We start from the raw sequence: 24,118 nt of genomic DNA, 5'->3' as shown, positions 1-24,118 counted from the left end.
TGTGCGACACCCCGGAGGTAATCGATGGTCAAGCCTGGACTCCCCAAGCTGGTCGCGACCGATCTCGATGGCACGCTGGTCCGCAGCGACGACACCGTGTCCGCGTACACCCACGAGGTCCTGGACCGCGTCCGGGCCGCCGGCATCCGGGTCGTGGGCGCCACCGGCCGCGGCCCCCGGCTCACCTCCCTGACCCGCAACGACATCCGCGACGCCGACTTCCTGGTCATGGCGCAGGGCGGCTGGGTCCTCGACCAGGCCGAGTCCACCTACCTGCTGCGGTCACGGCTCAGCGGCGAGATGCTCGGCCGGGTCCTGACCGCCCTGGAGGCGGAGGTCGGTCCCCTCTCGGTGATGGTCGAGGCGCTGGAGCACGACGACTCGCCGCTCTGGGGCGACTACGACCCGACCTGGCGCTACCCGGTCGTCGTGGAGCCGCGCACCCGGGCCGAGTGCTGCTCGGGCGAGGTCATCAAGGCCTTCGCCCGCTCGTTCGACCACCACGTCGACGACCTGCTCGCGGTGGCCCGCCGCATCGTCCCGCCCGAGGTGGCCTCGGTCACCCAGGCCGGTCTCGACTACGTCGAGATCTGCCCGGCGAACGTGGACAAGGGCACCGGCCTGGCCGTGGTGGCCGAGGCCGTCGGCGTCGACCCGGCCGACGTGCTGGTCTTCGGCGACATGCCCAACGACCTGCCGATGTTCGCCTGGGCCGGCTGGGGCCGGGTGGCCGTCGCCAACGCGCACGCCGAGCTGCTCACGGTCGCCGATGACGTGACTCTCACCAACGATCAGGACGGCGTGGCGGTGTACCTCGACCGGCTAATGTCGAGGTGATGTCGCCTTTCAAGCTGGTCGCCTCGGATATCGACGGAACCCTCATCCGCACCGACGGAACGCTGAGCAAGCGGACCATCGAGGTGCTCGACGCCCTGCCCGTGCCGTTCGTCGTCGTGACCGGCCGGCCGGTCCGCTGGCTGCGGCAGCTCTTCGACCAGATGAAAGCGCCGGTGCCGGCGATCTGCGCCAACGGCGCGGTGGTCTACGACCCGGAGGCCGACGAGATCCTGCGGGCCGACCCGCTCTCGGTCGAGCTGCTGCTCGACGTCAGCGCCAAGCTGCGCGAGGCGGTGCCCGACGTCGCCCTCGCCGTCGAGGTCGAGGACGGCCGCGCCTTCTGGTACGAGGAGGCCTGGCCGGTGCGCTGGGAGCCCGAGCACAAGCAGGTCCGGGTGCTGTCCACCCCCGAGGAGCTCACCTCCGTGCCGGCCGTGAAGCTGCTGGCCCGGTCGGCCGCGCACCAGCCGGACGAGTTCCTCGAGCTGGTCAGCCGCACCCTGGGCGGGGTCGCCGAGACCACCCACTCGTCGAGCACGGCGCTGGTGGAGATCTCGGCGGCCGGCGTCACCAAGGCCGCGGGCCTGGCCTGGCTCTGTGAGAACGAGGGCATCAAGGCCGAACAGGTCGTCGCGTTCGGCGACATGCCCAACGACATCCCGCTGCTGGCCTGGGCCGGGCGCGGGGTGGCGATGGGCAACGCGCACCCCGCCGTCAAAGAGGTGGCCGACGAGATCGGGCGGACCAACGACGACGACGGGGTGGCGCTTTACCTCGAGGAGCTGTTCGACCTTTAGAGGTACTGACCCGTCCGGCCGCCCTCACCCGGCTGGGTGGGCAAGCCGCCGCCGGGCAGGGCACCCATCGGCAGCGCCGGGCGGCCCCCGCCGGCGCCGCGCATCTGCTCGAGCTGGAGCCGGGCCGCCATCTGCTGGGCCACCAGCGCGGCCTGGATGCCGTGGAAGAGACCCTCGAGCCAGCCGACCAGCTGGGCCTGGGCGATGCGCAGCTCCGACTCGCTGGGCGGCGTCTCGCCCTCGAACGGCAGCGACAGCCGCTCGAGCTCCTCACGCAGCTCGGGCGCGAGTCCGTCCTCGAGCTCGGTGATCGACCGCTGGTGGATCTCGCGCAGGCGGCCCCGGCTCGCCTCGTCCAGAGGAGCGGCGCGGACCTCCTCGAGCAGCTGCTTGATCATGCTCCCGATCCGCATGACCTTGGCCGGCTGCTCGATCAGGTTGCCCGGCTCCTCGGGATCGAGCTTGCCGTCGGCGTCCATGGTGCCCAGCGGGCGCCCGTCAGGCCCGACCACGATCACAGAGCCGTCGTCCTGCTTCTCCAAGGTGCGATTCTCGTCGGTCATGAGGTCTATCTTCCCGCACCCGTTCCATTCATCCGCTACGGCCTCAGCTCGGCCACGGCGCACTTGACGCTGCCGCCGCCACGTTTGAGCTCGGAGAGGTCGACGTGGACCGGGCGGTAGCCCGCCGCACGCACCCGGTCACCCATGGCGATGGCCTCGGTGTTGAGGATCACGTGACGGCCGTCGCTGACCAGGTTGAGCCCGAACGCCTCGGCGTCGGCCCGGTCGGCGATCACCGCGTCCGGGAAGAGCTGGGCCAGGACCCGCTGCGAGGCCGCGGAGAAGGCGCCGGGGTAATACGCGATGGTGCGGTCGTCGAGCGCGGCCAGCGCGGTGTCCAGGTGGTAGAAGGCCGGGTCGACCAGGCGCAGCGAGAGCACCGGCCGGCCGAGCACCTCCTGCGCCTCGGCGTGCGCCCCCGGCTCCGTCCGGAATCCGTAACCGGCCAGGACCAGGCCGCCATAGGCGCCCGGGAGATACGCGAAGTCGCCCTCACCCTCGTTGATGTGCGCCGGGCCGGCGAAGCGCCAGCTGCCGGCGCCGTAGAACGCGGCGTGGGCGTCGGCCTCACCGGCCCGCTCGGGGTAGCGGAAACGGGCGCCGTAGACGGTGCCGTCGACCGAGAACGCGCCGTTGGCCGCGTACACCATGTCGGGCAGGCCGGGCACCGGGTCGAGCACGTGCACCGTGTGGCCGAGGTCACCGAGCGTGTCGCGCAGCATCGTCCACTGCTTGACCGCGAGCGCCGCGTCGACCGGGACGGTCGTGTCCATCCAGGGGTTGATCGCGTACTCGACCGTGAAATGCTCCGGGGGACACATGAGATATGTCCGATTCCGCGGCTGGCGCTCGCTGTGGTTCATGACCTAGAGCGTAGGTAGGCTCAGGCGCACGAAACAGCGAGAATTCTTGCTCAGTGGAGGCGAATCGTTGCAGATGGACGCGGTGGACCAGCGAATCGTTGCGCTGTTGGTGGCGGATGCCCGATCGTCGTACGCCGAGATCGGCGCCAAGGTCTCGCTGTCGGCCCCGGCCGTGAAACGCCGGGTCGACCGGCTTCGATCCAGTGGGGTCATCAAGGGCTTCACCACGGTGATCGAGCCGTCCGCGGTGGGCTGGACGACGGAGGCGTTCGTCGAGCTCTACTGCACCGGGCGCACCACTCCGGCCCAGATCACGGTGGCCACCCGGCGCCATCCCGAGGTCGTCGGGGCATACACCGTCTCGGGCGAGGCCGATGCCCTGGTCCACCTGCGGGCGGCCGACATCGGCCACCTCGAGCAGGCGCTGGAGCGGCTGCGGGCGGAGTCGTTCGTGACCTCGACCCGCAGCATGATCGTGCTGTCCCGATTGGTGGAGACGCCGACCGCGGTCCCCGCGCCGGAGGGAACCGCTTCGTAGGAGGCGCCGTCCAACCGGACATGTCCCGTCGATCCTGGCTCTTCGCCGCACTGGCCGTCCTCCCGCTGGCGGGCTGCACCGGTTCGCCTGTGAAAGACTCGCCGCCGCCCCGGCCCGCGCTGAAGCTCGTCGCCTTCGACTCCTGCGCCCAGCTCGAGAAGGAGCTGCGCGCGGCGGCCAAGAAGTACGGCCGCGAGCCGGTCGCCATCGACGACATGCGGGCCATGCCGGAGGCCGCACGGGGGAGCGTCCCGGCCGAGAAGTCCTACTCCGGGACCAACGTGCACGAGGCGGGCGCCGACGAGCCCGACATCGTGAAAACCGACGGGCGGCGGATCGTCACCATCACCGGCGGCGTCCTGCGCGTCGTCGATGCCGGCTCCCGGGCCCAGACCGGACGGCTGGATCTCGGCCTCGAATCGTCCGGCGAGCCGAAGATGCTGCTCGCCGGCGACCACGCGCTCGTGCTCTCCGACGGCGGACCGTCGTACCTCAAGGACAGCGCCCGCCTCCAGCGGCCGGGCAGTGGCCGCTCCGAGATCCTGCTGATCGATCTCGCCGGGACGCCGCGGGTCCTCAGCCGCTACCAGGGCGACGGCTCGCTGGTCGACGCCCGCCAGACCGGCAGCGTGGCCCGGGTCGTGCTGAGCAGCCGGCCACAGATCGACTCGTGGGTGCCGAACTGGGAGATCACGACCGGCTCGGCCCGCTCGTCCGGGAAACTCGACTGCGCGCAGATCACCAAGCCGGAGACGTTCACCGGTGCCTCGATGCTGCGGGTGCTGACCTTCGACCTCGGCGCAAACGCGCTGAGTGACGGCTCGCCGGTCGCGGTCGTGGCCGACGGTGACGCCGTTTACGCCACGCCCAGCAGCCTCTACATCGCCAACAACGAGAGCCCGTCCTTCCGCCGGGCCGAGTCGACCGGGCGGGACACCGAGATCTACCGGTTCAGCCTGCCCGCCACCGGCAAGCCGGTCTACGACGCGGCCGGCAAGGTGCCCGGCACGCTGCTGAACCAATACTCGATGTCCGAATGGGACGGTCACCTCCGCGTCGCCACGACCGACCCGTCGACGCAGAGCTCGGCGGTGCGGGTGCTGCGGGAGAACAACGGCAAACTCGCCGAGGTCGGCTCGGTGGGTGGGCTCGGCCAGGGCGAGAGGATCTATTCCGTACGCTTCGCCGGAAACCGCGGATACGTGGTCACCTTCCGCGAGACCGACCCGCTCTACAGCCTCGACCTGGCCGACCCGGCCCATCCCCGGGTCACCGGCGAGCTGAAGATCAACGGGTACTCGGCCCACCTGCAGCCGGCCGGCGAGAACCAGCTGATCGGCATCGGCCAGGAGGCGACCGCCGACGGCCGGCCGGTCGGCACCCAGATCTCGCTCTTCGACGTCAGCGACCCGGCCGCGCCGCGCCGCCTCGACCAGCACGTCGTCCCCGGCGCCATGTCCGAGGCCGAGGTCGATCCGCACGCGGTGCTGTGGTGGCCGGCGACGTCGTTGCTGGTCATCCCCCTCGATGACGGACCGCTCGCGCTGCACGTCACCGGCGGCAAGCTGCAGACCACCGACCGCATCACCGTGGCCGGCCCGGTGCGGCGCTCCCTGGTCATCGGCGACGTGCTCTGGTCGATCGCCGACTCCGGCCTGCTGGCCTCCAACGCGTCCACCTTGGACCGGCTGGCGTGGGTCGCCGCCACATGAGCCGGGGCCTGCCCCGCCGGTCGCGGATTCAGCCCCGCGTGACCGGCGGGCAGGCCCCACCCCTTTGCTCTTAGAGATACATCCCGGGGCGGTGGTCGTCGGCGACCGGCTCCTTCGAGGGCACAGGCTTGTCGCCCTCGCCGAAGAAGCGCTTGCCACCGAACTCGCCGTGCAGCCGGTCGTCCAGCTCGTCGGCCAGGCCGGTCATCACCTGCACGGCCAGCATGAGGTGGGTGGCCTGGAAATTACGGCCGAAGACCGGGATGGACGCCCACACCGTGTCCTTCGCGCAGTACAGACGCCCGATCGGCATCCGGTTGGTCAGCTCGGACAGCTTGACGTAGAGCTGCTCGGTCGGCTCGACCTCGGTCAGGATCGGCGAGAACACGTCGACCAGCGGCGGGTTGTCGCGCACCCGGACGAAGACCATGGCCGAGCCGGCCCGGATGCCGATGTCACCGTCCGCGTCGTACTGCAGCTGGTCGACGGTGGTCTTGGACATGGTGGCGACGACCGTGCGGACCCGCTCGTCCAGCGGCACGACCTCGTCGGCCGCGTCGGCCAGCGCCGCGGCCAGGGCGCCGTCGTCGTCGAGGTCGTCCAGGCTCAGCTCGGCGTCGATGCTCGGCTCGTGCCGGGCCGTGCCCAGCGGGGCACTCTCGATCGGCTCGTCGTTCTCGTCGTGCACCAGGTAGACGAGGAAGGCCGGGTGCGGCGCGCCGTAGACGTCACGCAGCGTGCGGACGATGATGGTGGCCAGCTGGTTCGCCTTCTCCTGGGTGGAGCTAAGACCGAACGAGTCACCCGAGCCGGGCAGCACGCCCGGCGGCGACCAGCCCAGCGCGACCAGATCGCCGATCGACGAGCGGTCCATCCGGAAGCCCTCCGGCAGCCCGGCGTTCCCGGTGGCCAACGCCTCGACGACGCCGCCGTCACGCACCCGGATGCTCACCGAGTAGACCGCCAGGCCGGTGCCGGACGCGGTCGGGTCGAGGGTCAGGTCGACGTGCCCGCCCGCCTGCAGGGTGGGAAGAAGGCCGGCCAGCGCCGTCCCGAACTCCCGCCACGCGTCGACGACCTTGGCCCGCAGATCGGCCGTGGTCGGCTCGTCCAGGAAAACAGCCTCGGTGGACGCGCCCTCGGCGCTCTCTGCCGTCATGATCGTCACCTCCGTTCCCGCCACCCTATCGAGCGGCGTCCGCCCCCACGCGCCCGTATCGGAGGTTGGACCGCTCAGGCCTCGTCCCCGCCGCCCGGCCAGCCCAGCGCGAGACCCCGGACCTTCTCGGCCACCTCGGCCGGGTCCGCTCCCCGCCCCACGGCCAGACCCATGAGGTACGCCGACACGGGCGCCCCGGGCCGGACGACGTTGTGCGCCACATCCTTGGCGACGTTCAGCACGGCCCCGGTAGGAACCTCGGCCGGATCAACGCCCAGCTCCGCCCCGAGCGCCCGGACCCAAGCATCGAGATCAATCACCGCGCCCACTCCTCAGCCATGCAGGTCACTGCGCCCACTCGCCGGCCTCGCAGGTCACCGTGCCCACTCCTCGGCGGCGCGCAGGTCGTCGTCGGTGTCGCAGTCGAACCAGGGCGGCGGTCCCGGCCGGCGCCAGGACACCTCGGCCACTCGCAGGTGCTCCATGAGCTCCCGCACCGAGGCGCCGTGCAACCCGCCGCGCTCCTCGGACAGCTTGTTGATCGCCTCGCGCAGCCGGGCCGTGCGCCACACGCCGCACAGCATCTGCCGCCGCCCCTCGGCGTCGCGGTAGACCGCGCCCTGCATCGGCGCCGACTCCGCGGTCAGCCGCAGCACGTCGATCGCCTCCCCGGTGAGGAACGGCAGGTCGGCCGCGAGCAGCGCGGTGAACGTCACGCCTTCCGGCACCAGCGCGAGACCCGCCGCCGTCGCCGCGACCGGGCCGCCCCCGGGCGGATCCTCCCGGGTCGAGTGCACCGGAACGGGCAGGTCGGGCGGCACCGGCCCGACCACGACCCGGGGGTCGGCGTCGTGCACCGCGGCCAGCACTCTGGTCAGCATGGATTGACCGGCCACGGGCAGGGTCGGCTTGTCCGCGCCACCCATCCGCCGCGCCGCACCACCGGCCAGCACCACCGCCGCAAATCCCCCCACGTACGTACCGTATCCCGACCGCGTGTCGAGCGTGACCGCGCGCTCAGTTACCTGTGGTGGATCACTCCCCGCGGCCCGCCGCCCGAGCCGCGCCGCCAAGGCCGAACCGGCCTACTCTCGACCCATGGCGAGGACGAGCACCCGGCGGCCGGTCGTGAAGATCAACCTGGCCGCGACCGGCGAGCCGCGCCGCCGCCCGGACGACCTCGCGGCCGAGGAACCGCTGGAGATCCGGCTGCGCAAACAGCCGCTGGCGGTCACCATGCGCACCCCCGGCCACGACATCGATCTGGCCATGGGCTTCCTGCTGACCGAGGGCATCATCGGCGCGGCCGGCGATGTCGTCACGGCCCAGCTCTGCGCCGGCACCGACACCCCGAACACGTACAACGTGGTCGACATCGTGCTCGGCGCCGATGTCCCGCCCCCGGTCACCGACCCGAGCCGGAACTTCTACACGACCAGCTCGTGCGGCGTCTGCGGCAAGGCGAGCATCGACGCCGTCCGCACCCGTTCCCGCTTCGACGTCTCGGCCGACCCGCTGAGCATCCCGGCCACCGCCCTGACCGCCCTGCCCGACCGGCTGCGCGCCGCCCAGCGCACCTTCGACCGCACCGGCGGCCTGCACGCGGCCGGCCTGTTCACCGCGGCCGGCGAGCTGGTTGTCCTCCGCGAGGACGTCGGCCGGCACAACGCGGTCGACAAGGTGATCGGCTGGGCGCTGCGCGACGGCCGCCTGCCGCTGACCGGGCACATCCTGCTCGTCTCGGGCCGGGCCAGCTTCGAGCTCACCCAGAAGGCGTGGATGGCCGGTCTGCCCATGCTGGCCGCCGTCTCCGCCCCGAGCACCCTCGCGGCCGAGCTGGCCGACGAGGCCGGCATGACTCTTGTCGGTTTCCTCCGTGGTCAGAGCATGAACATATACACTTCCCCACAGCGAGTCACCGTCTGATCACGCGACACCCTTCCGTCGTCGGGTCCGGCCTCGACACCCGGCCATCCGATGACGACAGGGCTTCTCCATGGCTCTCTCCAGGCGTTCCCTTCTGCTCGGCACCGCGACATCGATCTGGCCTTTGGTCGCGGCCGCTAGCCGCCCGCGTGGCCCGCTGCGATCCGACCCGTTCACCCTCGGTGTCGCCTCGGGCGACCCGGCGGAGGACGGTTTCGTGCTCTGGACCCGGCTCGCGCCCGAACCGCTGGCCGAGGACGGCCTCGGCGGCATGCCACCGCGCGACGTCCCGGTGGACTGGGAGGTCGCCGAGGACGAGGGCTTCCGCCGGATCGTGCGGCGCGGCGTCGAGGTCGCCCGCCCCGACTTCGGCCACAGCGTGCACGTCGAGCTGACCGACTTGCCACCCGGCCGCGACTACTTCTACCGCTTCCGGGTCGAGCGCTACCTCTCGCCGGCCGCCCGCACCCACACCGCCCCGGCGCCGACGGCTCGGCCCCGCTCGCTGGCGATGTCGTTCGCCTCCTGCGCGCAGTACGAGCACGGCTTCTTCACCGCCTACCGCCGGCTGGCCGAGGACGAACCCGAGCTGATCCTTCATCTCGGCGACTATCTCTACGAGTACGGCCCGAACTCCTACGTTCTGCCTGGCGGCAATCCGCGCGACCACGCCGGCCCCGAGACGCGCACGCTCGCCGATTACCGCCGGCGCCACGCCCAGTACAAGACCGACCCGGACCTGCAGGCCGCGCACGCCGTCGCGCCGTGGGCCGTCACCTTCGACGACCACGAGGTCAGCAACAACTGGGCCGGCGACCACCCGGCCCGGCCCGACCCGGACTTCACGGCCCGGCGCGCGGCCGCCTTCCAGGCGTATTACGAGAACATGCCGCTGCGGCGCGCCTCGATCCCGGACGGGCCCGGCATCCGGGTCCACCGACGGCTGCGCTGGGGCCGGCTCGCCACCTTCCACCTGCTCGACACGCGACAGTTCCGCGACGACCAGGCGTGCCACGACGGTTACCGCGACTGTGCCGCGGCCGCCGACCCGGCCCGCTCGATCACCGGCCCCGAGCAGGAACGCTGGCTGCTCGACGGTTTCCGCGAGTCCACCGCGCACTGGGACGTGCTGGCCCAGCAGGTCTTCTTCGCCCGGCGCGACAGCAACCCCGGACCGGCCACGGTGACCGGGATGGACACCTGGGACGGATACGTGGCCTCGCGCGAGCGGGTCAGCCGGGGCTGGGTCGACGCCGGCGTGCGCAACCCGGTCGTGCTGACCGGGGACGTCCACTCCCACTGGGCCAACGAGCTCAAGCTGGACTGGACCGACCCGGCCGCACCGGCCGTCGGGGCCGAGCTGGTCTGCTCGTCGATCACCTCCAACGGCGACGGCGCCGACGTGCCGGACGGCCGGCACCCATGGGCCGCCTGGAACCCGCACCTGCGCTTCCACAACAACCAGCGCGGTTACGTACGGACCCGGATCGAGCCCACCACGATGACCGCCGACTTCCGGGTGCTGCCCTACGTGACCATGCCCGGAGCGCCGGCGCACACTCGTGCCACCTTCGCCATCGAGGACCGCGTGCCCGGCCTGCACAAGCTGGCCGACGCGCCGACCCCGCAGGTCGCCTCCGCGACGGGCCGGCCCGTCGCGAGGCGGCCGGCCGACTTGGGCCGTGAGACGATCCGGCAGGAGACTGCGCGGCCCTGACCGGCTCACTGCCGCCTCCGTTCGCCGGCCCGGGCCTGCCCGTCCCGCTTTCGGGGCTTCCGGCGCCGGCTGCTTTCAGTGCGCGTCCGGGGCGCGGAGCGCCGGGGCGACTGCCGTCGCGCGGGGCGGGGCGGCGGCGCGAAGTCCTCAACGGACTGTGGCCCGATGCCGGCCGCCAGCAGCCCGTCGATCACCCCGAGCAGCCGGTGCCCCGGCTCCTCCCGCAGCCCGCGGTCGAGCGCGACCCGGGCCAGCGCCCCGTCGCCGGCCCGCCAGGCGGCGTGGGCCAGCAACGACGCCGGGCCGGCGACGAAGCCCGGCTCGACCCGCCGCAGCACCGCCGTCCACAGATCGATCCGCCACGGCTCCGGGCCGAACCGGTCGGCCGCATAACCGAGCACCACCGCGTCGACCAGCAGCACCCCCAGCCAGGCCACCTCGTCGTCGGTGAGGGCACCCCGGGCCCGCGTCTTCTTCTCGGCCTCGCGCACCGCAAGACGCCCGGCCCGCGGCACCGTGTGGCCCTCTCGGCCGGCAGCCCTCAGCTCGGCCGCCCGGACCCGCGCCCGCGCGGTCGCCACCACCATCGCCGCCCGGGCCTCGCCGTCGACCGGAGCGACCCGCCCCTCGAGAGCCTTGCGGTTGGGCAGCGCCACCATGCCCTTGAAGACGGCGGTGGCGGCGATCGGGTCGTCCGGCCGGAGACAGCGGGTGCCCTCGGGCGGGCAGCACTCCGGCTCCGGGCAGAGGTAGGACCACCAGCGGCCCTCGGTCACCCGCAGCGCCTCGAAGACGAACAGCCCGTTCGCGCGCAGCGCGGGGATCGTCCGCTCCACGGCCCGGGTGACCCGCGCGGCCTCGCCGTAGCCGATGATCGCGACGGTGCCGATCCCCTGGTCGCCCGTCACGGCGGCGAGCCGACCGGGATCGAGCTCCTCGCCCGGCGGCGGGAGGTCGTGCCGCGCCACGAAGGCGATCAGGCCGCCGGCCACCCCGATGACCACGATGCTGTCGGTCGGGTGGAACCCGATCACGAACGGCGTGACCGTGATCAGCTCGGCGGGGTTGCGAACGGAGATCGAACACTCGGGCGTCATGCGGAGCAGCCTGCCCGCTCCGGCCCGGCCGTGGCGGGCCGAATCGTCAGCCTGTGGACGACACGCGGTTGTCCACAGGCGCTAGGACCGGAACTGCATGTCGTGCAGCTCCAGTCCCTCTTGCTGGCGCTCGTTCGGCGCGCGGCCGAGATCGAGAGTGAGCTCGATCGACGACACCACGTCGTAGCCGGCGGCGTGCAGGCTGCGGATCGCGTCCACGTTCCGTGACTCGGGGGAGATGGTCAGCTGGGTCATGTTGCGCCGCCGGGCCTCGTTCGCGACGTGCCGCAACAGCTTGCGGCCGACGCCTTTGTGCCGGTGGGAGATCGTGACCACGACCGGCTCGACCTCGCCCGCGCGACCGCGCAGCACCAGCCCGACCAGGCCGATCACCCCGTCGTCGGCGTGGTCGGCCACCCACAGGCCGCCCAGGTCGAGCCGGGTCAGGTACTCCTCGAAGCCCTCGCCGTTGTCGCGCTCGGGCTCGCCGTACATCTCGTTGTGCTGACTGGTCAGCTCGGCCCACAGGCGACGGCCCGCGGAGTGATCACTCGGACGGTACGAACGCACTGTGACAGGGCTCATGCCGACATTTTGACTCCGATTTCGGGCGACCGTAAGCCGAAGCGGAAGATAAGGCGGTGGACCAGGCGTACTTGCGCGCGCACCCCGAGCACCTCCCGACATTTCTCACCCACCAGCGCATCCGGGAGACGCCGGTGGGCGGCGGCAGCGTCTCGGCCGCGAACCGTCTGACCCTCGACGACGGCACCTCCCTGTTCGCCAAGACGTGGCGTTCGGGATCGGCGCCCGAGGGTTTCTTCGCCGCCGAGGCGGCCGGTCTGGCCTGGCTGCGGGCGGCCGGTGCGCCCGTACCGGAAGTGATCGTGGCCCTGCCCGAGCTCATCGCGATGGAGTGGATCGAGCCCGGCGAGCCGAGCCGGGCCGGCGCCGAGCGGTTCGGCCGTGACCTGGCCGCGCTGCACCGTTCGGGGGCCGACGCCTTCGGCGCCCCGTGGACCGGCTTCATCGGCCCCCTACCGCTGGACAACACGCTGACCAGCGGATCGTGGGCACCCTGGTTCGCCGAGCGCCGCCTGCATCCGTACCTCCAAAGCTCTTTTGACCGTGGCGCGCTCTCGGCGACCGAGGCGGCCTTGGTCGAGAGGATCATCAACACCATTGAGACGTACGAAATCAGCGAGCCACCCAGTCGCACACACGGCGACCTCTGGCCCGGCAACGTCCAGTGGGCGGCCGACGGGCGGGCCTGGCTGATCGATCCGGCGGCGCAGGGCGGCCACCGCGAGACCGACCTGGCCGAGCTGGCCCTCTTCGGCGGCGTGGCCCACCTGGAGACCGTGCTCGCCGCCTATCAAGAGGTGCATCCGCTGGCCGACGGCTGGCCGGCTCGCGTCCCGCTGCACCAGTTGCACCTGATGCTGGTTCATACCGCCGCCTTCGGCGCCGCCTACCGAGATGCCGTACGCGTCACCGCCGAGGCCGCTCTCCGGGCTGTGTGATCGCTCTCGGTTGTCCACAGGCCGAAATCAGCATCGGCGGACGGCCGGGCGAGCGGATAGATTCGGTGGGTGAGCATGCGGTGGAGGTCCGACAACGCCCGGGGGTGCCGTCGATGAGCGCGCTCGCCGACCGGTTCGGGCGGGTGGCGACCGATCTGCGGGTCTCGCTGACCGACCGCTGCAACCTCCGCTGCACGTACTGCATGCCGGAGGAGGGCCTGGCCTGGCTCCCGAAACAGGATCAGCTCACCGACGACGAGGTGATCCGGCTGATCCGGGTCGGCGTCGAGCGGCTCGGCATCCGTGACGTCCGCTTCACCGGCGGCGAGCCACTACTGCGACGCGGGCTGGTCGGCATCATCCAAGCGGTGGCGCAGCTCGAGCCCCGTCCGCGGCTCATGCTCACCACGAACGGCATCGGGCTCGAGCGGCTGGCCGAGCCCCTGCGCGACGCCGGGCTCGACCGGGTGAACGTCTCGCTCGACACCCTCGACCCGGCCCGCTTCCAGGCCCTGACCCGCCGCGACCGTCACGCCGACGTGCTTCGCGGGCTCAAGGCGGCCGCCACGGCCGGCCTGACCCCCGTGAAGATCAATACGGTCCTCATGCGCGGTATCAACGACGACGAGGCGGCCGGGCTGCTGCAGTTCGCCCTGGACCACGGCTATCAACTGCGCTTCATCGAGCAGATGCCGCTCGACGCCCAGCACCAGTGGGACAGGCACACCATGGTCACCGCCGATCAGATCCTGGCCGACCTCGCGCCCTTCGCCCTGCGGCCCGATTCGGTTTCACGTGGAACGGCGCCGGCCGAGACCTGGCTCGTCCCCGGCCACGTCGACGCGGCCGGCGACCCGGCCCGGGTCGGCGTCATCGGCTCAGTGACCAGGCCCTTCTGCGGCGACTGCGACCGGACGAGGCTGACCGCGGACGGCCAGGTGCGCGACTGCCTGTTCGCCACCAAGGAGAGCGACCTGCGCAACCTGATGCGCGGCGGCGCCACCGACGACGAGCTGGCCACGGCCTGGCAGGTGGCCATGCGCGGCAAGCGGGCCGGCCACGGCATCGACGACCCCAGCTTCCTGCAGCCCGCCCGCCCCATGTCCGCGATCGGAGGATGAGTGGCCCAGCTGACCGTCCGCTACTTCGCCGGCGCCCGCGCCGCCGCCCACGGCACCTCGACCGAGCCCGTCGAGGCCACCTCCCTCGACGACCTGAAGCAAACCCTGACCACCCGCCACGGCGAACGCCTCGGCGTCGTCCTCAAGGCCGCCAGCTTCCTCGTCGACGGCCTGACCTGCCACGACCCGCAGGCCCCCCTCCCCACCGACGCCACCATCGACGTCCTCCCTCCCTTCGCCGGCGGCTGACCCCACGGCGACACCGCCCGCCCAGCGACTGACTCACGGCAGCACCATCCGGTTCAGCGGCTGACGTCACGCCGGCACGGCCCGGTTCGATTGGCCTATGGCAGCACCACTCAGTCAGCGGTCGGCCGTCGGCGGCACTGCCCGGTCAGCGGTCGGCCGTCGGCGGCACTGCCCGGTCAGCGGTCGGCCGTCGGCGGCACTGCCCGGTCAGCGGTCGGTCCTCGGCGGCACGGCCCGGTCAGCGGTCGGCCGTCGGCGGCGCTGCTCGGTCAGCGGTTGGTCCTCGGCGGCACGGCCCGGTCAGCGGTCGGCCGTCGGCGGCGCTGCTCGGTCAGCGGTTGGTCCTCGGCGGCAGTGTCCGGTCAGCAGCTGGCCCTCCCTCGGCAGCGCCAAACTGGCGGCTGACCGTTGGCTCCGCCGCTCGGCGAGCGGCTACCCCTCCACTCCGGCAACGCCAAGCCGGCGACTGACCCCAGGCCGCGCCGCTGCCCCTCCACTCCGGCAACGCCAAGCCGGCTGGTGGCTTCCCGCCACGGCGACGCCAAGACGGCGCGTTCGATCTCGCCTAACGACGCTTAGCCGGCGAACGATGACTCTGAGCAGGGATTCCTTGGTAGTTAGCCGGCAAAGGATCGGGCGGTGGGTTCCGTCCGGTTGGTGGGCCGCGAACAGCACCCGCCCGGCCGCCGACCGGTATCACTCGCTGCGGCCAACGACCCGCGGAAGGGCGGCCAAGAGGACGCGGTGGGCACGAGGATGAGGCGGGCGGGCGACGGCAGGGCGGCGGGCGCCGCAGTGAGGCCGCAACGGACCGCGACGGCAGGAGGGGGTGCGAGACCGCGGCGGGCTCGCGGCGGGCCGGGTCGGCGGCACCGCGACGGCGACGGGACGGCGACGGCGAGGCGGCGACGGCGAGGCGGCAACCGACCGCAGCGGCGGGATGGCGGCGTACCGCGGCGGCGGTGGGGCGGGGCCGTGGTGGAGCGGTTGACGGGGCCGCGGTGGGGCGGGGCCGTGGTGGAGCGGTTGACGGGGCCGCGGTGGGGCGGAGGGCTGGATACGCTGCTCGGCGTGCTCGGGGCGGGGGAAGCGGTGGCGGCGGCGTTCGGGTTGGGGCGGGCCACTGGGCCTCTCGTGCCGCTGAGCTATCGGAGTTCGCGGACCTGGACGCTGTCGACGCGTGATGGGCGGGTGCTGGTCAAGCAGGGCGCGACCGAGGAGTGGCGGGAGGACTTCGCCCGGGCGATGCGGTTCGAGGAGAAAGCGCTCGCGGCCGGGATCGCGATGGGCCGGCCGGTGCGGCCGCCGGGGGCGGCGTTCGGCTACGCGGTCGAGGTCGAGGGGGTCGGCCTGGTTCGTGCCTATGAGTGGATCGATGGGCGGTCGCTCGACGACACCGACGACGTGAGCGAGTGGCTGGGTACGACCCTGGCCCGTCTGCACCGGATTGAGCCGCTCGCCCCGGAGCGGGGGCCCGCGGGTGAGGGTGCACCCGAGTGGTACCGGCTCGACGACGCGGAGGGCTGGGCGGGATGGCTGCGGGAGGGTGAGCGGCTGGGAAAGCCGTGGGCGCCGGCGCTGCGGGAGGGTATGGCCGGCGTCGTCGACGCGGCGTCGTGGGTTCGGCGGGTGTTCGAGCAGGCCGGCGACCACGTGGTGACGCACCGGGACGTGGAGCCCTGGAACGTGCTGATGACCGGCAAAGGGCCGGTGCTGATCGATTGGGATGTCGCGGGGCCGGACAGTGCCCGGCTCGAGGCCGCGCAGGCGACGTTCAGCTTCTCCACGCGGGCCGGGATGCCGGAGGCGGCGGTCGTCCGGCGCACGGTCGACGCTTACGCCGATGGCGGCGGCGCGCGCTTCGCGGGGGAGGACGTGCTGGTCCGGCGGGTGGGTTTGCGGCTCGGGCGGCTGGCCGAGCGGCTTCGCATGTCGCTCGGACTGGAGCCGCTGGGCCCCCATGACCGGGCGACGATCGAGACTCAGGCCGTCGAGCGGATCACCGACCTGCCCGCCTTCGTCGAGGGGATCAAACTCTTCGCCCGCCTGCTCTGAGCCGGGGCGGTACCGTGCCCATCAGCAGACTCTCAGCCGCGATCGGGAGACTTGCTGGGCTCGCACGCGGTTGGGGAGGAACGTTGGCAGTGTTCGTCGGGCTGGTCTTCATAGTCATCGGCCTGGTCCACTTCTATCTGTGGAAGCGGCTCGTCAAGGACCCGCTGCGGTCGCGTACGGCGCGGCGGGCCGGTGCGGCGATCGCGATCCTGTTGGCGGTGCTCGCGCCGGCGACGCTGATCGGGGTGCGGTCGGGGGCGGTGCCGTGGCTGGCCTGGCCTGGCTACCTATGGATCGCGCTGATGTTCTACCTGCTGGTGACCCTCGCCATCCTGGAGATCCCCCGGCTCGCCATCCTGCTTGTGTGGCGCCGGCAAATGCCCGCAAAACCGGACAAGGCTATGGCCACCGCCGGAGCCGGCCCAGCCGTGGCGGCACCGGGCGCGGCCGACGAGAGCCCCGCGAGCAGGGAAGGCATCGATCGGCGGCTGTTGCTCGCCCGGGGTGCGGCGATCTTCGCGGGGCTCACGGCGGCCTCCGTCACCGGCTACGGGGTCAGGACCGCGCTGGGCGGCCCCCGGATCGACCGGCTGGAGATGCCGCTGGCGAAACTGCCGCGGAGCATGGACGGCTTCCGGATGGCCGTGGTCTCCGACATCCACCTCGGGCCGCTGACCGGCATCGATCACACGCGGCGGATCGTCGACCAGATCAATTCGGTGCAGGCGGACATCGTGTGCGTCGTCGGTGACCTTGTGGACGGCAGCGTGGCGGAACTGGGGCGGCTCGCGACGCCGCTGGCCGAGATCGAGTCGCGGCATGGGGCGTTTTTCGTGACCGGCAACCATGAGTACTACTCGGGCTATCAGGAGTGGGTCGAGGAGGTGGCGGGGCTCGGCGTGCGGCCGCTGCGCAACGAGCGGGTCGAGATCAACGGGCTCGACCTGGCCGGCGTGAACGATCTCGGTGGGGCCGAGCACGGTGACGCGCCCGATTTCGCCCGCGCGCTGGGTGATCGCGACACCGCCAAGCCGGTCGTCCTGATGGCGCACCAGCCGGTGGCCGTGCGCGACGCCGCCCCGTTCGGGGTCGATCTCCAGGTTTCCGGGCACACGCACGGCGGTCAGATGGCACCCTTCAACCTGCTGGTGAAGCTCCAGCAGCCGGTCGTGTCCGGCCTCGGCCGGGTGGATGGGGTGCCGGTCTACGTGACCAACGGCGCCGGCTTCTGGGGTCCGCCCGTGCGGGTGGGCGCGCCGCCTCAGGTCAGCGTGATCGAGTTGCGCTCGACGTGAGATGTGATGGACCTGATGCGGCCCCGGGGCATCAAGATCCGTAAGTTTGTGAGGCGTGGCGATTCGTGCGAGGGATGGGGGGCGTGACAGGATGCAGCCCGTGCCCTCGGACAACGCAGGGTCCTCGGTCGCCGCGGACACATATGTCGCGGATCTTCACATCCACTCGCGCTTCTCGCGAGCCTGCAGCCGCGACCTGACGCTGCCCAATCTGGCCTGGTGGGCCCGGCGCAAGGGCATCGCCCTGCTGGGCACCGGCGACTTCACCCACCCGGCCTGGTTCGATCACCTCAAGCAGAGCCTGGTCGAGTCGGGCCACGGCCTCTACCGGCTGGCCGACCAGGACGAGACCGAGGTCACCAAGCGGCTGCCGGGTTCGCTGCAGGCCAGTGTCCCGGCCCGCTTCATGCTCAGCGTCGAGATCTCGACCATCTACAAGCGGGACGACCGCACCCGCAAGGTGCACCACCTGATCTACATGCCCGACCTGGCCGCGGCGGCCCGGTTCAACACCGCGCTGGGCCGGATCGGCAACCTGACCGCCGACGGCCGGCCGATCCTCGGGCTCGACTCGCGCGATCTGCTGGAGATCACGCTCGAGGCGGGCGGCTACCTGATCCCGGCCCACATCTGGACGCCGTGGTTCTCCGCCCTGGGCTCGAAGTCGGGCTTCGACGCGATCGCCGACTGCTACGCCGATCTGGCCGAGCATGTCACCGCGGTCGAGACCGGCCTCTCGTCCGACCCGGAGATGAACTGGCGCGTCTCCAGCCTCGACCGGTACCGCCTGGTCTCGAACTCCGACGCCCACTCGCCGGCCGCGCTGGCCCGCGAGGCCACCCTCTTCACCGGCACGCCGGATTACGAGGCCGTGCGCACCGGGGCCGGTCTGGCCGGCACGCTGGAGTTCTTCCCCGAGGAGGGTAAGTATCACGCTGACGGCCACCGGGCCTGCGGCGTGAACTGGGAGCCGGAGCGGACCCGGGCCAACGCCGGCCGCTGCCCCGAGTGCGGCAAGCCGCTCACCGTGGGGGTGCTGAGCCGCGTCGAGGACCTGGCCGACCGCCCGGCCGGCTTCCACAAGGACGTCCACGTCGAGCACCTGATCCAGATCCACGAGATCCTCGGCGAGATCAACGGGGTCGGCCCGAAGTCCAAGACCGTCGAGTCGCAGCTCAACCATCTGGTCGCCACGCTCGGGGCCGAGCTCGACATCCTGCGCAAGGTGCCGCTCGACGAGATCGGCCAGGCCGGCGGCGACGACCTGCGGGAGGCGATCACCCGGCTGCGTGCCGGTGACGTGCGCCGGGTGCCCGGCTACGACGGCGAGTACGGTGTGATCACGCTCTTCGATCAGGGAGAGCTGCGCAACCGCACCAGCGCCCCGCAGGTCGAGACGCTGTTCGACCTGCCGCAGCAGCGCAAGCCCGAGCCGGCCATCGGCCGCGCCCCAGCACCCAAGCCGAAGCCGAAGCCGGTCAAGGAGCCCAAGAGGGCCGTCGTCCCGCCGCTGGCCTCGCCGCCGAGCCCGCACGAGCCGTTCGAGCCGATGCTCTCCGGCATGGAGGAGGTCGGCACCGGCCTGCTCGACCGGCTCGACGCCATGCAGCGGGTGGCCGCGTCGGCCCCGGGCGGCCCGTTGCTGATCGTGGCCGGCCCGGGCACCGGCAAGACCCGCACGCTGACCCACCGCATCGCCTACCTCTGCGCCGAGCTGGGCGTCTTCCCCGAGCGCTGTCTGGCCATCACCTTCACCCGGCGCGCGGCGGGCGAGCTCCGCGAGCGCCTCGACGCCCTGCTGGGCGACATGGGCGAGGACATCACGGTGGGCACCTTCCACTCGGTCGGCCTGTCGATCCTGCGCGACAACGCGAAGGCGGCCGGGCTGGGCGCAAACTGGCGCATCGCCGACGAGAGCGAGCGGGCCGAGGCGCGCGAACAGGCCGGCGACGACGATCTCGCGTACGCCAAGCTGCTGCGCCAGCAGGACCTGGTCGATCTGGACGAGCTGATCAGCATGCCGGTCGCCCTGCTGCGCGACGACCCGGCGCTGGTGGAGAAGTACCGCCGCCAGTGGCAGTGGATCTTCGTGGACGAGTACCAGGACGTCGACGACACCCAGTACGAGCTGTTGCGCCTGCTCAGCCCGGCCGACGGCAACCTGTGCGCGATCGGCGACCCGGATCAGGCGATCTACTCGTTCCGCGGCGCCGACGTGAAGTACTTCCTGCGCTTCAACGAGGACTTCGTCGACGCCCGGCTGGTCCGGCTGACCCGCAACTACCGCTCGTCGGCCCCCATCCTCGCCGCCGCGGTGCAGGCCATCGCGCCGTCGTCGCTGGTCAACGGCCGGCGGCTGGACCCGGCGCGGCTCGATCCGGAGGCGCCGCTGGTCGGCCGCTACCCGGCCGGGAGCGTGGCCGACGAGGCCGACTTCGTCGTCCGCACGATCGACGAGCTGGTCGGTGGCCTCTCGCACCGCTCGCTCGACTCGGGCCGAGTCGATTCGCGGGCGGGCGTGGCCGGCAACTTGTCGTTCTCGGACATCGCCGTGCTCTACCGCACCGACTCGCAGTCGCCGGCGATCGTCGAGGCCCTCTCCCGGGCCGGCGTCCCGGTGCAGAAGCGCTCGCACAACCGGCTGCGCGACCGGGCCGGGGTGCAGGAGATCGCGCGTGAGCTCCGGCACGAGGGCGGCCTGGGCGGCTCGCTGGCGGCCCGGGTCAAGCTGACCGCGCAGGTGCTGGCCCAGCGTTTCGCGGCGCCCACATTGGACGGCGAGCAGATCGCTCCCGAGGACATCTGGGCCGCCGCCGAGCTGCTGCTGCCGCTGGCCCACCGGATCGGCGACGACCTTCCGCGCTTCCTGCAGGAGATCGCCACCGGGGCCGAGGTGGACGCGCTGGACCCGCGGGCCGAGGCGGTCAACCTGCTCACCCTGCACGCGGCCAAGGGCCTGGAGTTCCCGGTGGTCTTCCTGGTCGGCTGCGAGGACGGCCTGCTGCCGCTGCGCTGGCCGGGTGGCCGGACGACCGACGACGAGATCGCCGAGGAGCGCCGGCTCTTCTTCGTCGGCCTGACCCGGGCCCAGGACCGCCTCTACGTCAGCCACGCGGCGCGCCGGTTCCGGCACGGCAGTGAACGCGAGCAGACGCCGAGCCCGTTCCTCGACGTGATCGATTCCGGCCTCTTCGAGCGGCTCGGCGACACCGTGCCGTCCCGCCCGAAGGACCGTCAGCTCAGGCTGCTGTAACCACCGCGATCAGCGCGCCGGCGAGCAGGGCCGGTCCGAAAGGGATCGCCCGGCGCCGGCTCGCCCGCCGGGTGAGCAGCAGCGCCAGCGCGATCGGCCCGTTGATCAGATGCGGCGCCACCAGCCCGGCCACCACCGCCGGCCATCCGGAGAAGCCGAGCACGAAGGCCAGCACCCCGGCCAGCTTCACGTCGCCCAGACCCAGACCACCCCCAGGCATAAGAGCGATCAGGCCGTACGCCGTGACGACCAGCACCGAGGCCACGAGCGCCACGCCGATCCGCCCCGGCCGCAGCATGATCAGCGGCCCGCCGGCGACGACGGCCAGCAAACCGACGAACGGATCGGGCAACCGCAGGCAGCGGAGGTCGATCATCGCGAGCAGCAGCCCCGGGACCATGGCGAGCAGGTAGACCGGCAACAGCGGCGACGCTCCGATCTCGACAGCCAGGACCGTGGCCACCGCCGCACCGGCCACGGTCGTCACCGCGTACCCCCGGGAACAGCGACAGAAGGCACCCACCCGGACCCAGGTGGTCAGCTCGAGCCCGCACGAGCCGCAAGTGGATCGTGGGGGTGAGCCGAAGGGGACGGCGAGCCGATAGGCGAGGCGGGGCAGGAACGCGGCGGCTGACGCGCCGAACGTCGCCGCCAAGATCACTAGGAGTGCGGACACGGACGTGGACCGTAGCGGGCCGGGACAGCGGGTGGGGCGTCGTGTTGCCGACACCGGCGGCGATTCCGTGCGGGTTTGTGTCGGCGGTGCACGCTACGGTGAGAGCGCAAACCCGCCTCCGGAGGATCCCTGATGTCGCAGAACGGCCCGTACTCAGGCCCGCCGTGGTCGAGCGGGGGCTCCGACGAGCCGTATGCGGAGCCTGCCGACCCGTGGGGTGACCACGGCGCCCCGGTCCAGGAGCCGGCGTGGGGCGCCCACCCGCCGTCGATCCCGCAGCAGCCGGTCGCCTACCACTCGGCCCCGATCAACGCGCCGGTCAGTCCCGACGGTGACTGGCTGCGGACGCCGCCGCCGTCGCCCCCGAAGCGCAACACCCCGATCATCGCCCTCGTCGTGACCCTCGGCGTGCTGATCCTGATCGGGCTCGGCGCGACGGCCTGGCTGCTCAAGGAGCGCAACGACAACCAGGGCAATCAGGCGTCACCGACCGCCTCGGCCACCGCCGAGCCGGGCGGGCCCGCGCCACGGGGCAGCGAGGACGCCCGGTTCTACGTCAAAGAGGGCGACTGCGTGGTCAACGAGGGCTCCGACGTGGCGCCCGACATGCGCACCTCGGCCTGCACCTCGGGCACCTTCGAGGTGCTCAAGCAGGTCAAGGGCAAGACCTCGGGGGTGAAGGACGCCGAGAAGAAGTGCTCCTCGGTGACCGGCTACACGAAGTGGTACTTCTACGACAGCGCCTTCGACGACCTCGATTTCGTGCTCTGCCTGAAGGAGCACAAGGCCTCATAGGTCGCTCTAGCGCTTTCTAGCTTCAAAGCTAGATATGGCTAGAGCATCATCGAGACGCTTGTGACCGAAAACTAGCCATCTCTAGCGTTGAAGCTAGACGGCCCGATACTGTGCAATCCGTGGATCCGGTGAGGAACCCGTACGCCCCCGGCGCCGGCCAGCGCCCGCCCGAGCTGGCCGGGCGCGACCGCGAGCTGGATGCCTTCGACGTGGTGCTCGAGCGCGTGTCCCGCGGCCGTCCCGAGCGCAGCCTCGTGCTGACCGGCCTGCGCGGCGTCGGCAAGACCGTCCTGCTCAACACGCTGCGCTCGGCCGCGATCGGCCGGCTCTGGGGCACCGGCAAGATCGAGGCCCGCCCTGACCAGTCGCTGCGCCGCCCGGTCTCGGCCGCGCTGCACATGGCGATCCGCGAGCTCGCGCCGCACCACCGCGACCCCGACCGGGTCGACGAGGTGCTCGGGGTGCTCAAGGCGTTCGCCCTGCGGGCCAACGACAGCAACGCCAAGCTGCGCGACCGCTGGGCTCCCGGCATCGACGTGCCGCCGGCCCGCGGCCGGGCCGACTCCGGCGACATCGAGATCGACCTGGTCGAGCTCTTCACCGACGCGGCCTCGCTCGCCACCGACGTCGGCACCGGCATCGCCCTGTTCATCGACGAGATGCAGGATCTGGGGCCGGCCGACGTGTCGGCGCTCTGCGCCGCCTGTCATGAGCTGTCCCAGCTCGGCGCGCCGCTGATCGTGGTCGGGGCCGGGCTGCCCCACCTGCCGGCCGTGCTGTCGGCGGCGAAGTCCTACTCGGAGCGGCTCTTCCGCTACCAGCGCATCGACCGGCTCGACCGGGTCGCGGCCGACCTGGCGCTCTGCGCGCCCGCCGCCCGCGAGGAGGTGGAGTACGAGCCGAAGGCGCTCGACCTGCTCTACGAGAAGTCCGGCGGCTATCCGTACTTCGTGCAGGCCTACGGCAAGGCGACCTGGGACCACGCGCCGCAGTCGCCGGTGACCGACGCCGACGTGCGGGTGGCCGCCCCGGAGGCCGAGGTCGAGCTGGCCGTCGGCTTCTTCGGCTCGCGGTTCGAGCGGGCCACCCCGGCCGAGCGGGAGTACATGCGGGCCATGGCCACCCTCTCCGGCGAGGAGGACAACGACATGGACGCGGCCGTGCCGACCGCGGAGATCGCGATCGCGCTGGGCCGCAAACCGGCCAGCCTCTCCCCGGCCCGCGACGCTCTGATCAAGAAGGGCCTGATCTACTCGGGCGAGCGCGGCACGGTCGCCTTCACGGTGCCCCATTTCGGCCGGTACCTGCGCACCCAGCCGGTGTGATCGCCCGCCGGCGGGTATAACCAGGGTCATGAAGCCCGTACGCACCGTCGCCCGCGCGATGCTGGCCTCGATCTTCGTGGTCAGCGGCGTCCGCACCCTGCTCAATCCCGATTCCAAGGTCGAGACCGCTCAGCGGGTCACCGACAAGGTCGGCCCGTGGCTGGAGAAGGCCGATCCGCGCCTCCCGTCCGACACCCGGACCCTCGTGCAGGTGAAGGCGGCGAGCGACGTGGTCGCCGGGCTGGCCCTGGCCACCGGCCACCTCACCCGTCCCGCGGCCGCCGTGCTGGCGGCCGGCCTGCTGCCGACGACCGCCGCCGGTCACCCGTTCTGGGACCGGTCCCGCCCGGACCGGGCCCAGCAGGAGACCCAGTTCCTCAAGAACCTGGGCCTGCTCGGCGGCCTGTTGCTCGCCGCGGCCGACACCGAGGGCCGGCCGAACCTGCGTTACCGCACCTCGCATGCGGTCGACCGCTCCCAGCGCAAGGTCCGGCGGGCCGTCCGGACGGCCAAGCGTGAAGCCAAGATCGCGGCGATGAGCGCGACGGCCGCGCGCCGGATGCCCGGCTAACAACCTCCTCGCGATCTTTGCGTTAAAGCCGACGAGGGGCCTTGAA

General features: G+C 72.0%; 23 protein-coding genes. 15 read left to right on the top strand and 8 right to left on the bottom strand.

The genetic code is table 11. The features are described from left to right. The first annotated feature begins 24 nt into the window (after window positions 1-24). Window positions 25-837 carry an HAD family hydrolase gene (locus AB0J66_RS23175; protein ID WP_364664060.1) on the top strand — a complete coding sequence of 271 codons (813 nt, stop codon included), beginning with the start codon at window positions 25-27 and terminating at the stop codon, window positions 835-837. Next, complete coding sequence (locus tag AB0J66_RS23170; protein ID WP_364664058.1) at window positions 837-1,634, top strand: HAD family hydrolase; 798 nt, start codon at window positions 837-839, stop codon at window positions 1,632-1,634. Before AB0J66_RS23175 ends, AB0J66_RS23170 begins: the two co-directional genes overlap by 1 nt. Here the strand turns inward: AB0J66_RS23170 and AB0J66_RS23165 are convergent. Both AB0J66_RS23165 and ddaH read right to left on the bottom strand, forming a co-directional pair. After that, window positions 1,631-2,197 (bottom strand): bacterial proteasome activator family protein, encoded by a 567-nt coding sequence (locus tag AB0J66_RS23165; protein ID WP_364664056.1) that lies wholly within the window; start codon window positions 2,195-2,197, stop codon window positions 1,631-1,633. The genes AB0J66_RS23170 and AB0J66_RS23165 overlap by 4 nt on opposite strands. A gap of 35 nt (window positions 2,198-2,232) precedes the next feature. Then, window positions 2,233-3,060 carry a dimethylargininase gene (gene ddaH / locus AB0J66_RS23160; protein WP_364664053.1) on the bottom strand — a complete coding sequence of 276 codons (828 nt, stop codon included), beginning with the start codon at window positions 3,058-3,060 and terminating at the stop codon, window positions 2,233-2,235. A 67-nt stretch (window positions 3,061-3,127) separates the two neighbouring features. Between ddaH and AB0J66_RS23155 the strand changes: the two genes are divergently transcribed. Together AB0J66_RS23155 and AB0J66_RS23150 are read left to right on the top strand one after the other, a co-directional pair. Beyond that, window positions 3,128-3,598: an Lrp/AsnC family transcriptional regulator gene (locus AB0J66_RS23155; RefSeq protein ID WP_364664724.1), complete on the top strand. Its 471-nt coding sequence runs from the start codon at window positions 3,128-3,130 to the stop codon at window positions 3,596-3,598. Window positions 3,599-3,618: 20 nt separating this feature from the next. After that, on the top strand, window positions 3,619-5,310 hold the full coding sequence (locus tag AB0J66_RS23150) for a beta-propeller domain-containing protein (protein WP_364664050.1): 1,692 nt from the start codon (window positions 3,619-3,621) through the stop codon (window positions 5,308-5,310). 70 nt (window positions 5,311-5,380) lie between these two features. On the opposite strand, the gene AB0J66_RS23145 is transcribed toward AB0J66_RS23150, so the two are convergent. The 3 genes from AB0J66_RS23145 to AB0J66_RS23135 all read right to left on the bottom strand — a co-directional run bounded on the left by AB0J66_RS23145 (window position 5,381) and on the right by AB0J66_RS23135 (window position 7,443). Then, window positions 5,381-6,469, bottom strand: a complete 1,089-nt coding sequence (locus AB0J66_RS23145; protein ID WP_364664047.1) for a hypothetical protein — start codon at window positions 6,467-6,469, stop codon at window positions 5,381-5,383. Between the two features lie 74 nt (window positions 6,470-6,543). Then, window positions 6,544-6,789, bottom strand: a complete 246-nt coding sequence (locus tag AB0J66_RS23140) for a DUF6457 domain-containing protein (RefSeq protein ID WP_364664044.1) — start codon at window positions 6,787-6,789, stop codon at window positions 6,544-6,546. 54 nt (window positions 6,790-6,843) lie between these two features. After that, window positions 6,844-7,443, bottom strand: coding sequence for an NTP transferase domain-containing protein (locus AB0J66_RS23135; protein ID WP_364664041.1), 600 nt, complete (start codon window positions 7,441-7,443; stop codon window positions 6,844-6,846). A 124-nt stretch (window positions 7,444-7,567) separates the two neighbouring features. Here AB0J66_RS23135 and fdhD point away from each other — a divergent pair, with 124 nt between their 5' ends. Then, window positions 7,568-8,395: a formate dehydrogenase accessory sulfurtransferase FdhD gene (gene fdhD / locus AB0J66_RS23130; RefSeq protein ID WP_364664038.1), complete on the top strand. Its 828-nt coding sequence runs from the start codon at window positions 7,568-7,570 to the stop codon at window positions 8,393-8,395. A 70-nt stretch (window positions 8,396-8,465) separates the two neighbouring features. Then, window positions 8,466-10,112 carry an alkaline phosphatase D family protein gene (locus AB0J66_RS23125; RefSeq protein WP_364664035.1) on the top strand — a complete coding sequence of 549 codons (1,647 nt, stop codon included), beginning with the start codon at window positions 8,466-8,468 and terminating at the stop codon, window positions 10,110-10,112. A gap of 5 nt (window positions 10,113-10,117) precedes the next feature. On the opposite strand, the gene AB0J66_RS23120 is transcribed toward AB0J66_RS23125, so the two are convergent. Further along, a complete protein-coding gene (locus AB0J66_RS23120; RefSeq protein ID WP_364664032.1) occupies window positions 10,118-11,209 on the bottom strand; it encodes a DUF4192 domain-containing protein in 1,092 nt (363 codons plus the stop codon). Between the two features lie 81 nt (window positions 11,210-11,290). Further along, on the bottom strand, window positions 11,291-11,794 hold the full coding sequence (locus AB0J66_RS23115; protein WP_364664030.1) for a GNAT family N-acetyltransferase: 504 nt from the start codon (window positions 11,792-11,794) through the stop codon (window positions 11,291-11,293). Window positions 11,795-11,850: 56 nt separating this feature from the next. Here AB0J66_RS23115 and AB0J66_RS23110 point away from each other — a divergent pair, with 56 nt between their 5' ends. The 6 genes from AB0J66_RS23110 to AB0J66_RS23085 all read left to right on the top strand — a co-directional run bounded on the left by AB0J66_RS23110 (window position 11,851) and on the right by AB0J66_RS23085 (window position 20,705). Further along, window positions 11,851-12,732, top strand: a complete 882-nt coding sequence (locus tag AB0J66_RS23110) for a fructosamine kinase family protein (RefSeq protein WP_364664027.1) — start codon at window positions 11,851-11,853, stop codon at window positions 12,730-12,732. A gap of 113 nt (window positions 12,733-12,845) precedes the next feature. Beyond that, complete coding sequence (gene moaA / locus AB0J66_RS23105) at window positions 12,846-13,853, top strand: GTP 3',8-cyclase MoaA (protein ID WP_364664024.1); 1,008 nt, start codon at window positions 12,846-12,848, stop codon at window positions 13,851-13,853. Further along, entirely contained in the window at window positions 13,854-14,102 is a 249-nt protein-coding gene (locus tag AB0J66_RS23100) for a MoaD/ThiS family protein (RefSeq protein ID WP_364664021.1), read from the top strand. It begins immediately after the preceding gene. Window positions 14,103-15,089: 987 nt separating this feature from the next. Beyond that, a complete protein-coding gene (locus AB0J66_RS23095; protein WP_364664018.1) occupies window positions 15,090-16,157 on the top strand; it encodes an aminoglycoside phosphotransferase family protein in 1,068 nt (355 codons plus the stop codon). A gap of 83 nt (window positions 16,158-16,240) precedes the next feature. Beyond that, window positions 16,241-17,452, top strand: a complete 1,212-nt coding sequence (locus tag AB0J66_RS23090; protein WP_364664015.1) for a metallophosphoesterase — start codon at window positions 16,241-16,243, stop codon at window positions 17,450-17,452. Between the two features lie 91 nt (window positions 17,453-17,543). After that, window positions 17,544-20,705: a UvrD-helicase domain-containing protein gene (locus tag AB0J66_RS23085; RefSeq protein ID WP_364664012.1), complete on the top strand. Its 3,162-nt coding sequence runs from the start codon at window positions 17,544-17,546 to the stop codon at window positions 20,703-20,705. Here AB0J66_RS23085 and AB0J66_RS23080 read toward each other — a convergent pair. Further along, a complete protein-coding gene (locus AB0J66_RS23080; protein WP_364664010.1) occupies window positions 20,692-21,381 on the bottom strand; it encodes a prepilin peptidase in 690 nt (229 codons plus the stop codon). The genes AB0J66_RS23085 and AB0J66_RS23080 overlap by 14 nt on opposite strands. Window positions 21,382-21,513: 132 nt before the next feature. Between AB0J66_RS23080 and AB0J66_RS23075 the strand changes: the two genes are divergently transcribed. From AB0J66_RS23075 to AB0J66_RS23065, 3 genes are all read left to right on the top strand, one after another. Then, window positions 21,514-22,176: a hypothetical protein gene (locus AB0J66_RS23075; protein WP_364664007.1), complete on the top strand. Its 663-nt coding sequence runs from the start codon at window positions 21,514-21,516 to the stop codon at window positions 22,174-22,176. A gap of 119 nt (window positions 22,177-22,295) precedes the next feature. Next, window positions 22,296-23,501: an ATP-binding protein gene (locus AB0J66_RS23070; RefSeq protein ID WP_364664004.1), complete on the top strand. Its 1,206-nt coding sequence runs from the start codon at window positions 22,296-22,298 to the stop codon at window positions 23,499-23,501. A 28-nt stretch (window positions 23,502-23,529) separates the two neighbouring features. After that, on the top strand, window positions 23,530-24,072 hold the full coding sequence (locus AB0J66_RS23065; RefSeq protein ID WP_364664002.1) for a DoxX family membrane protein: 543 nt from the start codon (window positions 23,530-23,532) through the stop codon (window positions 24,070-24,072). Window positions 24,073-24,118: the final 46 nt, after the last annotated feature.

The organism is Actinoplanes sp. NPDC049598 (assembly GCF_040675435.1).
GTDB lineage: Bacteria > Actinomycetota > Actinomycetes > Mycobacteriales > Micromonosporaceae > Actinoplanes.
Note: the sequence above shows the minus strand (reverse complement) of the source record. Positions and strands in the feature narration are given on the sequence as shown.

Excerpts from the sequence above, each read along its gene's own strand:
- AB0J66_RS23175 (WP_364664060.1), top strand. The coding sequence starts at position 25 with ATGGTCAAGCCTGGACTCCCCAAGCTGGTCGCGACCGATCTCGATGGC.
- AB0J66_RS23170 (WP_364664058.1), top strand. The coding sequence starts at position 837 with ATGTCGCCTTTCAAGCTGGTCGCCTCGGATATCGACGGAACCCTCATC.
- AB0J66_RS23165 (WP_364664056.1), bottom strand. The coding sequence starts at position 2,197 with ATGACCGACGAGAATCGCACCTTGGAGAAGCAGGACGACGGCTCTGTG.
- ddaH (WP_364664053.1), bottom strand. The coding sequence starts at position 3,060 with ATGAACCACAGCGAGCGCCAGCCGCGGAATCGGACATATCTCATGTGT.
- AB0J66_RS23150 (WP_364664050.1), top strand. The coding sequence starts at position 3,619 with ATGTCCCGTCGATCCTGGCTCTTCGCCGCACTGGCCGTCCTCCCGCTG.
- AB0J66_RS23145 (WP_364664047.1), bottom strand. The coding sequence starts at position 6,469 with ATGACGGCAGAGAGCGCCGAGGGCGCGTCCACCGAGGCTGTTTTCCTG.
- fdhD (WP_364664038.1), top strand. The coding sequence starts at position 7,568 with ATGGCGAGGACGAGCACCCGGCGGCCGGTCGTGAAGATCAACCTGGCC.
- AB0J66_RS23125 (WP_364664035.1), top strand. The coding sequence starts at position 8,466 with ATGGCTCTCTCCAGGCGTTCCCTTCTGCTCGGCACCGCGACATCGATC.
- AB0J66_RS23120 (WP_364664032.1), bottom strand. The coding sequence starts at position 11,209 with ATGACGCCCGAGTGTTCGATCTCCGTTCGCAACCCCGCCGAGCTGATC.
- AB0J66_RS23115 (WP_364664030.1), bottom strand. The coding sequence starts at position 11,794 with ATGAGCCCTGTCACAGTGCGTTCGTACCGTCCGAGTGATCACTCCGCG.
- moaA (WP_364664024.1), top strand. The coding sequence starts at position 12,846 with ATGAGCGCGCTCGCCGACCGGTTCGGGCGGGTGGCGACCGATCTGCGG.
- AB0J66_RS23085 (WP_364664012.1), top strand. The coding sequence starts at position 17,544 with ATGCAGCCCGTGCCCTCGGACAACGCAGGGTCCTCGGTCGCCGCGGAC.
- AB0J66_RS23075 (WP_364664007.1), top strand. The coding sequence starts at position 21,514 with ATGTCGCAGAACGGCCCGTACTCAGGCCCGCCGTGGTCGAGCGGGGGC.
- AB0J66_RS23065 (WP_364664002.1), top strand. The coding sequence starts at position 23,530 with ATGAAGCCCGTACGCACCGTCGCCCGCGCGATGCTGGCCTCGATCTTC.